This window comes from Curtobacterium sp. SORGH_AS_0776, assembly GCF_031453355.1.
Lineage (GTDB): Bacteria > Actinomycetota > Actinomycetes > Actinomycetales > Microbacteriaceae > Curtobacterium.
The window spans coordinates 2,402,394-2,417,169 of sequence record NZ_JAVIYU010000001.1 but is presented as its reverse complement, the minus strand read 5'-3'; the positions used below and the strand labels follow the sequence as shown (position 1 = coordinate 2,417,169).

Annotated in this window: 12 protein-coding genes and 2 pseudogenes; 2 read left to right on the top strand and 12 right to left on the bottom strand. The window is 71.3% G+C overall.

Annotation, left to right across the window (positions count from 1 at the left end; genetic code table 11):
- The 6 genes and pseudogenes from QE359_RS19130 to dusB all read right to left on the bottom strand — a co-directional run bounded on the left by QE359_RS19130 (position 1) and on the right by dusB (position 7,805).
- A complete protein-coding gene (locus QE359_RS19130; protein ID WP_374115159.1) occupies positions 1-666 on the bottom strand; it encodes an ABC transporter permease in 666 nt (221 codons plus the stop codon).
- A gap of 183 nt (positions 667-849) precedes the next feature.
- A pseudogene (locus tag QE359_RS19125) lies at positions 850-948 on the bottom strand (hypothetical protein); the annotation flags it as partial.
- A gap of 243 nt (positions 949-1,191) precedes the next feature.
- A complete protein-coding gene (locus QE359_RS11935) occupies positions 1,192-2,808 on the bottom strand; it encodes an ABC transporter substrate-binding protein (RefSeq protein WP_309779322.1) in 1,617 nt (538 codons plus the stop codon).
- Between the two features lie 458 nt (positions 2,809-3,266).
- Positions 3,267-5,195 (bottom strand): DNA primase, encoded by a 1,929-nt coding sequence (gene dnaG, locus QE359_RS11930; RefSeq protein ID WP_309779321.1) that lies wholly within the window; start codon positions 5,193-5,195, stop codon positions 3,267-3,269.
- A gap of 151 nt (positions 5,196-5,346) precedes the next feature.
- Positions 5,347-6,636: a deoxyguanosinetriphosphate triphosphohydrolase gene (locus QE359_RS11925; RefSeq protein WP_309779320.1), complete on the bottom strand. Its 1,290-nt coding sequence runs from the start codon at positions 6,634-6,636 to the stop codon at positions 5,347-5,349.
- Entirely contained in the window at positions 6,633-7,805 is a 1,173-nt protein-coding gene (gene dusB / locus QE359_RS11920) for a tRNA dihydrouridine synthase DusB (protein ID WP_309779319.1), read from the bottom strand. The genes QE359_RS11925 and dusB overlap by 4 nt, the downstream gene beginning before the upstream one ends.
- Before the next feature lie 47 nt (positions 7,806-7,852).
- Here dusB and QE359_RS11915 point away from each other — a divergent pair, with 47 nt between their 5' ends.
- Positions 7,853-8,335: a YbaK/EbsC family protein gene (locus QE359_RS11915; protein ID WP_309779318.1), complete on the top strand. Its 483-nt coding sequence runs from the start codon at positions 7,853-7,855 to the stop codon at positions 8,333-8,335.
- 7 nt (positions 8,336-8,342) lie between these two features.
- Here QE359_RS11915 and QE359_RS11910 read toward each other — a convergent pair whose 3' ends face one another.
- The 4 genes from QE359_RS11910 to QE359_RS11895 form a co-directional block, all read right to left on the bottom strand.
- Complete coding sequence (locus tag QE359_RS11910; protein WP_309779317.1) at positions 8,343-8,513, bottom strand: hypothetical protein; 171 nt, start codon at positions 8,511-8,513, stop codon at positions 8,343-8,345.
- Positions 8,510-9,244 carry a DsbA family oxidoreductase gene (locus QE359_RS11905; RefSeq protein ID WP_309779316.1) on the bottom strand — a complete coding sequence of 245 codons (735 nt, stop codon included), beginning with the start codon at positions 9,242-9,244 and terminating at the stop codon, positions 8,510-8,512. The genes QE359_RS11910 and QE359_RS11905 overlap by 4 nt, the downstream gene beginning before the upstream one ends.
- A 150-nt stretch (positions 9,245-9,394) precedes the next feature.
- Complete coding sequence (locus tag QE359_RS11900; protein ID WP_071294830.1) at positions 9,395-10,780, bottom strand: glycine--tRNA ligase; 1,386 nt, start codon at positions 10,778-10,780, stop codon at positions 9,395-9,397.
- 114 nt (positions 10,781-10,894) lie between these two features.
- Positions 10,895-11,944, bottom strand: coding sequence for an aminotransferase class V-fold PLP-dependent enzyme (locus QE359_RS11895; protein ID WP_309779315.1), 1,050 nt, complete (start codon positions 11,942-11,944; stop codon positions 10,895-10,897).
- 70 nt (positions 11,945-12,014) lie between these two features.
- On the opposite strand from QE359_RS11895, the gene QE359_RS11890 reads away from it, so the two are divergent.
- Complete coding sequence (locus QE359_RS11890; RefSeq protein ID WP_309779314.1) at positions 12,015-12,941, top strand: LysR family transcriptional regulator; 927 nt, start codon at positions 12,015-12,017, stop codon at positions 12,939-12,941.
- A gap of 74 nt (positions 12,942-13,015) precedes the next feature.
- Here QE359_RS11890 and QE359_RS11885 read toward each other — a convergent pair whose 3' ends face one another.
- Both QE359_RS11885 and recO read right to left on the bottom strand, forming a co-directional pair.
- The gene (locus tag QE359_RS11885; protein ID WP_070418701.1) at positions 13,016-13,813 is read right to left on the bottom strand and encodes an isoprenyl transferase; all 798 of its coding nucleotides are present in this window, start codon (positions 13,811-13,813) and stop codon (positions 13,016-13,018) included.
- Between the two features lie 200 nt (positions 13,814-14,013).
- Positions 14,014-14,736, bottom strand: a pseudogene (gene recO, locus QE359_RS11880) (DNA repair protein RecO); the annotation flags it as partial.
- Positions 14,737-14,776: the final 40 nt, after the last annotated feature.

Here is a 14,776-nt window from a genome sequence, read left to right as displayed (position 1 = left end):
CTAGAACCTCACTCTCGGGTCGATGAGGGCCGCGACGACGTCCACGATGAAGTTCGTCACCGCGACGATCACCGCGAGCATCGCGACGATGCCCTGGACCGCGACGAAGTCGCGGGCCGACAGGTACTGGTTGAGCTCGAATCCGAGCCCGCGCCACCCGAAGGTGGTCTCGGTGAGGACGGAACCGCCCAGGAGCATGGCGATCTGGAGTCCCATCACCGTGATGATCGGCACGAGGGCGGGACGGAACGCGTGCGTCCGGACGAGCCGCGCCTCCCGAACGCCGCGCGAGCGGGCCGCGTCGACGTACTCGGAACCGAGCGTCCCGATCATGTTCGCGCGCACCAGGCGCAGGAAGATGCCGGCGGTGAGGAGCCCCAGGGTCAGTGCCGGCAGGACGGCGTGCGCCAGCACGTCCCCGATGATCTGGGCGTTGCCGGTGCGCAGGGCGTCGATGAGGTAGATGCCCGTCGCGCCCTGGATGTTGTCGAGGACGAGCGACACCCGCGTGGACGCGCGGTCACCGAGCGGGAGCCAGCCGAGCCACACCGAGAAGACGAGCTTGAGCAGCAGGCCGCCGAAGAACACCGGCGTCGCGTAGGTGAGGATCGCGAGCGCGCGGAACAGGACGTCCGGCCACTTGTCGCGCATGTACGCGGCGAGCATGCCGAGCGGGATGCCGAGCAGCAGCGCGACGATGAGCGCGTAGAAGACGAGCTCGGCGGTCGCGCCGCCGTACGTGACGATGATCTCGGTGATCGGCCGGTTGTCGGTGGCCGTCGTGCCGAAGTCGCCGCGGACGATGTTGCCGAGGTACTCGATGTACTGGACGAAGACCGGGCGGTCGTAGCCCGCGGCGTGCAGGCGTTCCTGCAGCTGGGACGGCGTGAGTCGGCCGCCGACCGATGCGGTGATCGGGTTCCCGATGACGCGCATCAGGAAGAACACGAGCGTCACCAGGATGAAGACGGTCGGGAAGATGAGGAGGAACCGGACGAGGACGTACCGGCCGAGTCCGCCGCCGCTGCTCTTGGCACTGCGCTGTGCCTCGGGCTTGGTGGGGTCGGTGGCCAGTTCCGAGCTCGCCTCTGGGGTGCTGAGGGTCACGGGGACGGGTGCCTTTCGGTGCCGTTGGGGACGCGGTCACGGGGGCGCTCCTCGTGGGAACGCCCCCGTGGACCGGAACCGGGCTTACTTGGAGAGGGTCGCGTACCGGAACTTGTACGAGGAGTCGAGGGTCAGGCCCTTGACGTCCTTGGCCGCGACGGCGACCGACTTGCCCTGCAGCAGCGGCAGCGTCGAGATCTGCGTCGCCTCACGCTCCTGCGCCTGCTCGATGAGGTCGGCGCGCTTGTCCTTGTCGGACTCCTGCTGCTCCTCGGAGATGAGCTGCTGGATCGTCGGGTCGTCGTAGTGGTTCTGCACGAAGTTGTCCTTCGTGAAGAACGGCGACAGGTAGTTGTCGGCGTCCGAGAAGTCCGGGAACCAGCCGAGCTGGTACACCGGGTAGGCGTCCTTCGTGCGCTCCTGGGCGTAGGTCGTGTAGACCGTCGACTGGATGTTCACGGTGAACAGACCGGAGTTCTCGAGCTGGGTCTTGAGCTCGGCGTACTCGTCGTCCGACGTCGAACCGTAGTGGTCCGGTGCGTACTGGATGTCGAGCTGCACCTTGCCGGTGACGCCCGCCTTCGACAGGGTCTCCTTCGCCTTGTCGACGTCCGCGCCGCCGTCGCCGTCGCCGTAGAGCTCCTCGAAGGGCTTCGCGGCACCCGTGAGGCCGTCCGGCACCATCGAGTAAAGCGGCGAGTAGGTGTCGTTGTAGACGTCCTTGGCGAGCTTCTCGCGGTCGACGACGTCCGCCACGGCCTGGCGCACGGCCAGGGCCTTCGTCTCGTCGGCGTCCGACTGCTTCGCGCCGAACGGCTGCGTGTTGAAGTTGAAGACCAGGTAGCGGATCTCACCGCCGGGGCCGTCGGTGACCTTCACCTTGTCGTCCTTGCGGAGGTCGGCGATGTCGGTCGGCGTCAGCGAGCGGTAGGCGACGTCGACGTCGCCCTGCTGCACGGCGAGCTTGAGGTCGGTCTCCTTGGTGTAGTAGCTCGCCGTGACCTCGTCGGTCTTCGGCTTGCCCAGGAGGCCGTCGTAGTTCTTGTTCGCCTTGTACTGGATCGTGTCGTTCTCCTTGTAGGAGCTGATCGAGTACTGCCCGGCGAACGCCTTGCCCTTGACGATGTCCGCAGCCGGCGTGAGCTTGTCGGCCGAGAAGACCTGCTCGTCGACGATCGGGCCGGCGGGGCTGGAGAGCACCTGCGGCCAGGTCTGGTCGGCGTGGTCGAGGTGGAACACGACCGTCGTGTCGTCCGGCGTGTCGATGCTCTTGAGGTTGGCGAGCAGGGACTGCGGCCCGTTCTCGTTGTTGATCTTCAGCTCGCGCTCGAACGAGAACTTCACGTCGCTCGACGTGAGGTCGTTCCCGTTCGCGAACTTCAGGCCCTTCTTGAGCGTCACCGTGTACGTGGTGTCGTTCGTGAACTCGCCCTTGGTCGCGATGTCCGGCTTGACGTCGGGGCTGCCCACCGGCGTGTTCATCAGGAACGGGAAGACCTGGTTCTGCACGGCGAACGAGCCGTTGTCGTACGAGCCCGCCGGGTCGAGCGACGTGATCTTGTCGGTCGTCCCGATGCTGATGCCGTTCAGGGCGGTGTCGCTCACGCTGCTGCTCGCGCAGCCGCTGAGCACCAGCGCCGTCGCTGCCACTCCGGCGCCGAGCGCGATGCCGCGCTTGCCCCACTTGGTCACGGATGCCATGTCCGATGCCTCTCTTGGTGATGAATGCAAGGGTCCTGGGCCGGAGGTGGATCGACTGTGTGCCCGGCCAGGAACGCTCATTGCTATCACCCTGTCACGGAACTCCACGAACCGAGGGAGATTTGTTTACACCGCTGTAATGCACGGTCGCGTCGCGTGCTGCATCATCCGTGCGTCTCCGGGCGGCGCGTCGCGCAGGATTGTTGCGCGCTGCAACGTGGGGCTGTGCCGGGGTTCGGGAGCGCCGAGGTCGCACGAAGTGCCGCCCCGAGCGCTACCGACCGGCCGTTCGTGCGACCTCGGCAACACGCACGCGGCGCGTCGTGGGACCTCGGCGAACAACCCCGGCGAACGACCCCGGGGCGAACGGCCCCGCGCGAGCGACCCCGGCGAGCGACCCCGTGCGGGCGACCACGGGCGAACGACCGCACGGCAGCCAGGTGGGCGCCGCGGCCCGCCTACGAGTTCGCCGCCGCCTCGGCGTCCGCGCGCAACCGCATCCGCTGCGCGTCGATGTCCACGAGCTGCCGCTGGATCTCCGCCCGCCGATCGGCCTGCTCCGTCGGGTCCGCCCGCTGCAACTGCCCGAGCAGCGATGCCTTCCGGGCGAGCAGGTCCCGCTCCACCAGCGCGACGACGATGCTCCGCGCGTAGATGGCCAGGTCCTCGTCGGTGCGGGCCGGGATCGGTGCGAGCGCGAGCTCCTGCACGAGGCCACGGAACGGTCCCGGCACGTCCTGCAGCAACCGTTCGAGCCAGTCCCCTGCACCGATCGCGTCGACGTTCGCCACGACGGCGTCCCGCACGACGGACAGCATCGGCGCCGAGAAGGTCGCGGCCGCCGCCAACCCGAGGAGCGGTGCCCCGACGTGCCCGGGCTGCTGCACCATCGCCATCACGGCGTCGCGCTCCATGCGGGTGATCGGGTCGCTCGGCAGGAGTCGGAGCCCGGCCACGGGCTCGTCCGGAACGGCGGCCGCCTCGCCACCGGAGCCGGCGTGCGTGGCTGGAGCCGCGCCTCCTGAGCGGTGGTCGGTCGTCGACGCGCCCGCGCGCTGTCGGGCGTTCTCGACCGCGCGACGCACCTCGGGGATGTCGAGGCCGAGCCACTTGGCGGTCTCGCGCGTGTACGCCGTCGCGAGCGTCCGGTCGCGGATGCCCGCGACGACCGGTGCGGCGTCGCGGAGGCCGGCGACGCGCCCCTCGGCCGTCTCGATGTCGTGCGCCGCGAGCCGACGACGGATGATGAACTCGAACATCGGACGCTTCGTCTCGATGAGGCGCGTGACCGCGGCGTCACCCCGCGCCAGCCGGAGGTCGCACGGGTCGAGCCCACCCGGCGCCACCGCGACGTAGGTCTGCGAGGCGAAGCGGCTCTCTTCCGCGAACGCCCGCGAGGCAGCGCGCTGCCCGGCCTCGTCCGGGTCGAACGTGAAGACGATGTTGCCGAGCTGCGAGAGGTCGCGGCTCGCCGAGTCGCCGAGCATCGGCCGGAGCACCTTGATGTGGTCGACGCCGAACGACGTGCCACAGGTGGCGACCGCGGTGGTGATGCCGGCGAGGTGGCACGCCATGACGTCGGTGTACCCCTCGACGATCACGACCTGCTTCTGCTTCGAGATGTCCCGCCGGGCGAGGTCGAGCCCGTAGAGCACCTGGCTCTTGTGGTAGATCGGGGTCTCGGGCGTGTTGAGGTACTTGGGGCCCTTGTCGTCCTCGAGCAGCCGCCGCGCACCGAAGCCGATCGTCGCCCCGGTGACGTCGCGGATCGGCCACATGAGGCGCCCGCGGAACCGGTCGTACGGCGACCGGTCGCCCTGGCTGACGAGTCCGGCGGAGACGATCTCCTCGAGCGTGAACCCGCGACCGCGCAGGTGGTCCCGCAGCGCGTCGTAGGACTTCGGGGCGAAGCCGACACCGAAGTGCTGTGCCGCCGCGGGGTCGAACCCGCGCTCACCGAGGAACTGCCGGGCCGGCTCGGCCGCCGCCGTCGTGAGCTGCGCGGTGTAGAACTGCTGCGCCGCCTCGTTCGCGGCGATGAGCCGCGCGCGGGCGTTGTAGTCGGTGCGGGGGCCGTCGCCCTCTTCGTAGTGGAGCGTGAAGCCGATCTTCGCGGCCATCCGCTCGACGGCTTCCTGGAAGGTCGTGTGGTCCTGCTTGATGACGAAGTCGAAGACGTCGCCGTCCTCGCCGCAGCCGAAGCAGTGGTACCGCCCGACCTGGGGACGGACGTGGAACGACGGGGAGCGTTCGTCGTGGAAGGGGCAGAGGCCCTTCAACGACCCCACCCCGGCGGACTTCAGGGTCACGTAGTCGCCGACGACGTCGGCGATGTTGACACGCGAGCGGACCTCGTCGATGTCGTTCCGCGCGATCCTCCCAGCCACCCCTCGATCCTAGTTCGTGCGACCGACGTCGGCCGACCGTCACGAGACCTGTGGACAACGGCCAGGAGGCGCGGCTCGGCCCCGCCCCGCCGGCGCCACCCCGCCGCGGGTCGCATCCAGGGCGCGGCGCACGTGGCCGTGCGCGCGACCGTCAGACCGGGATGTGCACCGTCTCGCGGTCTCCCACCACGAGCCGCTTGTGCCACGCCAGCGCACCCTGGTCGGTCAGGCTCGCCACCTGGTCGACCACGGCCCGCAACCGCCCGGCGTCGTCGGACGCAGCACGCCAGTCCGCCGCGAAGCCCGGCTCGAGGTCGGCGCTGCCGCTCGCCGCGAGGGCGTCGAGGAGCTCGGTCAGGATCCGCCGCTGGTCCTCGTACACGGGCTGTCGATCGCCCTGCGTCATGACGAACGCCGCGACGATGCCCTTCAGCACGGCGATCTCGCCGATGATCTCGGGCGGGGTCACGACCGACGCCGCGAAGCGCACGAGGGAGCCCGAGGCGTAGGACTCCCGCGTCGCCGCGGTCGCCGTCCGCGCGAACCGACCGATCAGCTGCGAGGTGAGGTTCTTCAGCCGCGCCAGGTCTCGTCGCGACCCGTCGTAGGAGGTCATCCACAGCGGCAGCGCGCGGAGCCGGTCGAACGCCTCGAGCAGCTCGTCGCGGCTGAGGTCCGAGCCGACCCAGGCGTGCATGGCCGACACGATGTCGTTCTCGCCGACGCGGTCGCCCAGTGCAGCGACGTCGATGAAGCCAGCGACGACGGCGTCCTCGAAGTCGTGCACCGAGTACGCGATGTCGTCCGACAGGTCCATGACCTGCGCCTCGATGCAGCGCTGCCGACGGGGAGCACCGGCACGGAGCCACTCGAACGCGTCGTGGTCGTCGTCGTAGAAGCCGAACTTGGTGCGGCCGGACGACGCCTCGGACACGCCCTGGGCCGCCGGCCACGGGTACTTGCAGCTGGCGTCGAGCGATGCCCGCGTGAGGTTCAGCCCGTACGGACGGTGGTCCTCGGGCTCGACGCCGTACACCTTCGGCTCGAGCCGGGTGAGGAGCCGCAGCGTCTGCGCGTTCCCCTCGAACCCGCCGATGCCCGCTGCCCACGCGTTCACGGCCGTCTCGCCGTTGTGGCCGAACGGCGGGTGCCCGATGTCGTGCGCGAGGCAGGCGGTGTCCACGACGTCGGGGTCGAGGCCGAGCGAGTCGGCGAGCTCGCGGCCGACCTGGGCGACCTCGAGCGAGTGTGTCAGACGGTTCCGGGCGAAGTCGAGCCCGGTCGTCGGACTGAGCACCTGGGTCTTCGCGGCGAGCCGTCGGAGCGCGCTCGAGTGCAGGAGCCGGGCGCGGTCACGGGCGAAGTCGGACCGACGGTTGCCGTGGGTCTCGGGCAGCCAGCGTTCGGCGTCGGCCGGCCCGTACGAACTCGTGGCGCTCATCCGCCGCTGTGGTGCAGCTCGGCGGCGGCGAGGACCTTGCGGAACTCGCTGTCGACGTCGCGCGACTCGAGCCAGCGGTCGGGCAGGGCGGTGCGCTTCGGGTGGCCCGCACGACCCCGGGGCCCCTCGGCGTCGGCACCGGGGTAGGGAGCGTCGTGGTCGAGCTCCCCGAGCAGGTCGTCGATCTCCTGCAGGCTGGACGCCATCGCGAGCCCGGACCGGACGTCGCCGCCGATCGGGTACCCCTTGAAGTACCAGGCGACGTGCTTCCGGACGTCGCGGCAGCCGTGCTCCTCGCTGCCGAAGAACTCGACGAGCAGTTCGGCGTGCCGCTTGAACGCCACCGCCACCTCGCCGAGGGACGGCATGTAGCGCAGCCCCTCGCCGCGGAACGCCGCCGCGAGGTCGCCGAACAGCCACGGCCGACCGAGGCACCCGCGCCCGACGACGACGCCGTCCGCCCCGGTCTCGTCGACCATGCGGAGTGCGTCGGCAGCGGACCAGATGTCGCCGTTGCCGAGCACCGGGATGTCGGTGATGGTCTCCTTCAGCGTCGCGATCGCCGACCAGTCCGCGTGGCCCGAGTAGTGCTCGTTGGCGGTGCGGGCGTGCAGGGAGACGGCCGCGACGCCGGCGTCCCGCGCGATGCGGGCGGCGTCGAGGTACGTGAGGTGGTCGCCGTCGATGCCCTTGCGCATCTTCACGGTGACGGGGACGTCCCCGGCGGCACGGACCGTCTTCGTGACGAGTTCCTTGAACAGGTCGAGCTTCCAGGGCAGGGCCGCTCCCCCGCCCTTGCGCGTGACCTTCGGCACGGGGCACCCGAAGTTGAGGTCGATGTGGTCAGCGCGGTCCTCGCCCACGAGGATCGTCGCCGCCTCGGCCACCGTGTTCGGCTCGACGCCGTACAGCTGGATCGACCGCGGGGTCTCGGACTCGTGGTGCTGGATGAGCTGCATCGACACGGGGGTCCGTTCGACGAGCGCGCGCGAGGTGATCATCTCGCACACGTACAAGCCGGCGCCGTACTCGCGGCAGAGCCGGCGGTAGGCCATGTTCGTGATGCCCGCCATCGGCGCGAGCACGACCGGCACGTCGACCTCGATGGGGCCGATGCGCAGGGGCTTCGCCGGACGGGTCGCCGTCCCGGGTGCGTCAGTGATCGTCATACGTCGTCCATTCTCCCACGTCGGTGCGCGCCGGTAGCGTTCTCCACATGACGACCGACGCCATCACCAGGTTCGACGCCGACGCACGGGCCCGGGGCCTCCGGGTCGACGTGGTCGAACGCCCCGCCGCGGACTCCCTGCACGGGGCAGCAGCGCTGCTCGGCATCGAGCCCGGCGACATCGTGAAGACCCTCGTCGTCAAGCGGCACGACGGCGGCTTCCTGCTCGCCCTCGTGCCCGGTGGCCGTGCCATCGCCTGGAAGAAGCTCCGCACCGTCGTCGGCGTCAACAAGCTCTCGATGCCCGACGCCGCCACCGCGCTCGAGGCCTCCGGCTACGAACGCGGCACCATCACGCCCATCGGCGCGACGGGCGACCTGCCGGTCTACGCCGACGAACGGATCCTCGGACGCCGGGTCGCCCTCGGCGCGGGTCGGCACGGCGCGAGCGCCTTCGTCGACGCCGACGACCTGATCGCGGCGTACGACGCGACGGTCGCCGACATCACCGACGAGGAACCCGTCCGCTAGCACCCGCTCAGTCGGGGACCTCGGTCCAGACGCCCTCGGCGCCGGGCACGAAGCACGAGTCGCCCTCGCAGACCGGCGCACCGCCGGGCGTGACGAGCGTGAGCAGGGCGGGTCGCGCCTCCTGGCCGTCGGACTGGAGGCGCGGCTCGGTCGAGCCGTCGACGCGGACGTCCGTCATCGGGTCGCCTCCGCGTCTGCTGCCGCGTCCTCGGCGGACCGCTGCTCGGCCTCGGCGATGTCCGACGGGGTCGTCCCGCGGAGGGCGACGACCTGCGTCAGCACCTGCTCGAACGCAGCCGGGTCCTGCGCGCCGGAGACGCCGTACTTGCCGTCGATGACGAAGAACGGGACGCCGTTGATGCCGTACGACTGCGCCTGCGCCTGGTCGGCGCGGACGGCCGCGAGCTGCGAGTCGTCGCGGAGCGTGGCGCGGACCTCGTCCGGGTCGAGACCGACCTCGGCCGCGAGGGACGCCAGCGACTCGTCCTGACCGACGTGCTCACCACGCTCGAAGTAGGCGGCGAAGAGGCGCTCGACCATCTCGAGCTGCTTGCCCTGCTCCTTCGCCAGGTGGATGACCTGGTGTGCCTTCACCGTGTTGGTGTGGTGCATCGACTCGAAGTCGTAGTCGAGGCCGACGCTCGCGGCGATGCCGGAGACCTGGTCGAGCATCTGCTGCGCTTGCTCGACGGGCATGCCCTTGTGGCCGGAGAGGAACTCGGCCTCGGTGCCCTCGAAGTCCACGGGGGTGTCGGGGCTGAGCTCGAAGGAGTGGTACTCGACCTCGACCGGGGCGCCGTTCGGGGTCGAGGCGAAGGCGGCGACGCCGGCCTCGAACTTCCGCTTGCCGATGTAGCACCAGGGGCAGGCGATGTCCGACCAGACATCGACCTTCACAGAGTCGTTCATGCTGGGCGCAACCGGGGCCGCCGCAGCCGCATTCCCGCGCTGCCCCGGCCTGCGTCCGCTGTCACTCCGTCGAACCACGAATCCGACACCGAACCACGGCCGGGGCCCGGTTCGATGTCGGATCCGTGGTTCGACCCGGCCGCGCCGCGCCTACGCGCCGAGCAACCGCGCCGCGAGGTACCCCTGCAGCTGGTCGAGCGCCACCCGCTCCTGCGACATCGTGTCGCGCTCGCGCACCGTCACGGCCTTGTCCTCGAGCGTGTCGAAGTCCACCGTGATGCAGAACGGCGTGCCGATCTCGTCGTGGCGACGGTAGCGACGGCCGATCGCCCCCGCGTCGTCGAAGTCCACGTTCCAGTACTTGCGCAGGTCGTCCGCGAGGCCACGCGCCACCGGCGACAGCTGCTCGTTGCGGGACAGCGGCAGGACGGCGGCCTTGACCGGAGCGAGCCGCGGGTCGAGCCGCAGGACCGTGCGCTTGTCGACGCCGCCCTTCGCGTTCGGCGCCTCGTCCTCGTGGTAGGCGTCGAGCAGGAACGCCATGAGCGCGCGGGTCAGACCGAACGACGGCTCGATGACGTACGGCACGTACTTCTCGTTCGCTGCCTGGTCGAAGTACCGGAGGTCCTTGCCGGAGGACTCGATGTGGTTGTTGAGGTCGAAGTCCGTGCGGTTCGCGACGCCCATGAGCTCGCCCCACTCGGTGCCCGCGAACCCGAAGCGGTACTCGATGTCGGCGGTGGCGTCGGAGTAGTGCGCGCGTTCCCCGTCCGGGACGTCGAAGCGCCGCAGGTTCTCCGGGTCGATGCCGAGGTCGGTGAAGAACGCGACCGAGTCGGCGATCCACTGCTCGTAGTGCTCCTGCGCGGAGGCCGGCGGCACGAAGTACTCGATCTCCATCTGCTCGAACTCACGCGTCCGGAAGATGAAGTTGCCGGGCGTGATCTCGTTGCGGAAGGCCTTGCCGACCTGGCCGATGCCGAACGGGGGCTTCATGCGGCTGGTCGTCACGACCTGCGCGAAGTCCACGAAGATGCCCTGCGCGGTCTCGGGGCGGAGGAAGTTCAGGCCCTCTTCCGACTCGACCGGGCCGAGGTAGGTCTTGAGCATGCCGGAGAACTCGCGCGGCTCGGTCCACTGGCCGCGGGTCCCGCAGTTCGGGCACGCGATCTCGGCCATGCCACCCTCGGGCTGCCGGTCCTTCTTCGCCACGAACGCCTCGATGAGGTGGTCTTCGCGGAACCGGTGGTGGCAGTGCAGGCACTCGACGAGCGGGTCGGTGAACGTCGCGACGTGCCCGGACGCCTCCCACACCTTGCGCGGCAGGATCACGGCCGAGTCGAGGCCGACCATGTCACCGCGGCCGCGGACGAACCGCTGCCACCACTGCCGCTTGATGTTCTCCTTCAGCTCGACGCCGAGGGGCCCGTAGTCCCACGCGGAGCGCGATCCGCCGTAGATCTCCCCCGACTGGAAGACGAAGCCACGGCCCTTGGCCAGGGCGATGACGCTGTCGAGACGGGAGGACTGTGCCACGGGATGCTCCAGAGGTCGCCGAGCTGGGTGCCCGGTTCGGAAACGTACCGGGCAAGCGTACCGGCCCCACGGGCCTCGGCGGACGGGAGGCGCGGTGCCTGTGGAGAACGGGCCTCACCCCTCCGGTCTGAAGCCGTCCACCGCGCCCAGCGCGTCCGCCACGCGCGTCACGTCGTCCTCGTCGTTCCAGAGGTGGAACGCCAGCCGGAGCCGACCGGCCCGCCCGCTCGCGGTGATCCCGGCTGCCGCGAGGGCCCGGAGGGCCGCGCCGTCCGCGTCCGCGAACGTCGTGATCGCCTGACCGCTCCGAGGTGACCCGAGCGTGTCGGCGAGCCGGTCCGTGAGACGCGTGGCGTGCCTCCAGGACGACGTCGCGTCGAGCGCGGCGACGTGCCGGAGCGCAGCCACCGCGCCCGGCCATGCCTGCCACGCAGGCGAGACGTCGAACCGACGCGCGTCGTCGGCGAGCCGCATCGCTGGGCCGTAGCAGGACGCCCACACGTCGGCGCCCGCGTACCACCCGGCCTGCACGGGGCGGAGCCGTTCGAGCGCGGCGTCCGAGAACGTCGAGAAGGCGACCCCGCGCGGCGCGCACAGCCACTTGTACGCGTGCGTGACGGTCACGTCGAACGGGGCCGCGTCCACCGGGAGCACGCCGGCGGCCTGCGTGAGGTCGCACAGCGTGAGCGCGCCGACGGTCCGAGCCGCCTCGAGCACCGGCTCCGGATCGGTGACGACGCCGCTCGACGACTGCACCGCGGACCAGGCGACGAGGGACGTCCCGGGCCGCACCGCGTCGACGAGGGAGGCGAGCGGGACGCTCCGGACCCGGACGCCCCGGTGCGCCTGGGCGAGGAACGGGAACACGAGCGAACTGAAGTCGCCGTCGGGGACGACCACCTCGGCGCCGTCCGGCAGCGCAGCGGCGACGACCGCGACCATGGCGGAGGTCTGCGACCCCGTGGCGACCCGGGCCCGGTCGACGCCGACGATGCGCGCGAAGAGCGAGCGGCCCTCCTCGACGAGCGCGCCGTACGCGACCGGCGTGGACGCGGCGTGCTCCCACTCGTCGAGGTCGGCGCGCATGGCGGCGAGCGTGCCGCGCGTGGGGAGTCCGGCGGTGCAGGCAGCGAGGTAGCCGGAGCCGTCGACGAAGGAGTCCATGCCTCCACGGTGGCGCGGGGTCGCCCATCACACCAGGGCAGGCTTCTTCGATCCCCCATAACATGACGTTGTGGACGACCTCGATCCCCAACTCCTCCGCGTGCTGCGCGCCGTCCGTGACGCCGGCTCGATCAGCCGCGCGGCCGCCGCCCTCGGGTACAGCCAGCCCGCGGTGAGCCAGCTGCTCGCCCGCGCCGAACGCCGGACCGGCCACGAGCTCGTGCTCCGCGGAGCGCGCGGCGTCACGCTCACCGAGTCGGGACGAGTCCTCGCCGACCACGCCCTCGCCGTGCAGGCGGCCCTCGCGGCCGCGCGGGAGGACCTCGACGCCGTCGGCGGCCTCGCCCGCGGACGGGCGCGGATCGCCGGGTTCCCGAGCGCGTCGTCGACCCTCGTGCCGCCGGTGCTCGCCGCGATGTCGGCAACGAGTCCGGGCGTGGTGACCTCGTACGTCGAGGCCGAACCACCGGAGGCCGTCGAGCTCCTCCGCCGCGGCGAGGTCGACCTGGCGCTGACGTTCTCGCACGCGTTGCAGGGCGACGACGTCGGCGCCGACCCGACGCTCACGACCCGGGTGCTCGGTCGCGACCCGCTCGCCCTCGTGACGCCTGCCCCGGCGCTGAGCGGGTCCGCGCACGGTGCCGACGTGGTCGCGGACCTCGCCGCCTTCCGCGAGGCGCGATGGATCGGCGGGTGCCCGCGCTGCCGAGGCCACCTGCTCGCGTCGTGCGCCGCCTCCGGCTTCACCCCGGACATCGTCCTCGAGACGGACAACGCCGCGGCGGTCGTCGGGTTGGTCGCGGCGGGCCTCGGTGTGGCCCTGCTCCCCCGCCTCGCGCTCACGACCACCGTGGTGCCGCCCGGCGTCTCGGTCACGCCGGCGAGCGACGAACTCGCGCGGCGCGTCGAGGTGGTGGTGGCACGCGGCGCGGACCGGGTGCCGAGCGTCCGCGCCGCGCTCGACGCGGTCCGCGGCGCGGCGCACCTGCTCGGCTGAGCCGGAGGCGCGCGCTCGGTCGAGCCGGGAACCGTCGGACGGGAGGCGCGGTCGGCGCCGCCCCGCGCCTCCTGTCAGGCCGTCGGTGCGTCCACCGCCCCGCCGAACCGTCGATCGCGGCGCGCGTACTGCTCGATCGCTCCCCACAGGTCGGTGCGACGGAAGTCCGGCCACAGCCGGTCGAGGAACACCATCTCGGCGTACGCCGACTGCCACAGCATGAAGTTGGACGTCCGCTGCTCCCCCGAGCTCCGCAGGAAGAGGTCGACGTCCGGCAGCTCCGGCACGTACAGCCGCTTCGCGAGGGCCTTCTCAGTGACCTGGCTCGGCTTGAGGCGCCCGGCCGCGACGTCCTCGGCCATGCCCCGCACCGCGTCGACGATCTCGTTCCGACCGCCGTAGTTGACGCACATCGTCAGCGTGCAGACGTCGTTGTCGGCGGTCATGCGCTCCGCGGTCTGCAGCTCGTCGATCACGCTGCGCCAGAGCCGCGGCCGCCGTCCCGCCCACCGGATCCGGACCCCCCACGCGTTCAGTTGGTCGCGGCGGCGGTGCAGGACCTCGCGGTTGAAGCCCATCAGGAAGCGGACCTCGTCGGGTGAGCGCTTCCAGTTCTCGGTCGAGAACGCGTACGCCGAGACGTGCTTGACGCCGATCTGCACGGCGCCGGCGACCACGTCGAGGAGCGATGCCTCACCCGCACGGTGCCCCTCGACCCGGGTGAGGCCGCGCTGGTTCGCCCAGCGGCCGTTGCCGTCCATCACGATCGCGACGTGCTCGGGGACGAACTGCAGCGGGATCGCCGGAGGGTGCTCACCCGTCCAGTCGACGGGCTTCAGCGGCTCGGACTCGGCGTACCGGCGAGGGCTCATGCAGGGGTTCCTCCGTGGTCGGACGGCTGGTCGGTCGCGTGGTCGGGCGCGTTGCCGGGCGCGTGGTCGGACGCGTTGCCCGGCACGTTGCCGGTCGCGTTGTCGGACGGGTCCGGCGGCTCCGGCAGCGTGGGTGCCGGGGTCGCGGCGACCGCGGCGGGCACACCACCCGGTGTCGGATGGACCGGGGACGGGTGCTCGGTGCGGTCGACGTGCGGCAGCGACCGGAGCGATCGTTCCAGGTGCCACTGGGCGTACGCCGCCACCACGCCGGACGCCCGGGAGCGCGTGCGCTCGTCCGACGCGTCCACTGTGCGCCAGTCGCCGGCGAGCAGTGAGCCCAGGAGCTGCAGGGTGTCCGGGTCGAGCCGCGGTGTCCCCGGCGGAGCCGCGTGGTCCGCCACCACGCCGCCGAGCTGCACGACGAACGCCGAGTGCGGCCCGGGCTCGCCGGTGACCGCGCAGTCGCGGAACGACGGCGCCCAGCCCGCGATGCTCATCGCGCGCAACAGGTACGAGTCGAGCGTCGCACTCGTCACGTGCTCGCCCCGCGCCAGCGACCGGAGGGCCCCGACGAGGAGCAGGTACTGCTGCAGTCCGGCGTCGGCCTCGCTCAGGCGGTCGGCGGTCTCGACCATCGCGCTGGCGGCGGTGTAGGCCCCGTAGTCGGCGACGATCTGCGCGCCGTACGAACCGAGCGACTCGGCCTGGGTGACGATGTCGAGCGAGCGGCCCTCGTAGAACTGGGCGTCGACGACCATGAACGGCTCGAGCCGGGACCCGAACTTCGACGCGGTCCGCCGGACGCCCTTCGCCACCGCCCGGATCTTGCCGTGCTGCCGGCTCAGCATCGTGACGATGCGGTCGGCTTCACCGAGCTTGTGGGTGCGCAACACGACGCACTCGTCCCGGTACAGCGGCATTGGTCCAGTATCCCCCGCGCCACCGACGCTCTGTGCCGTG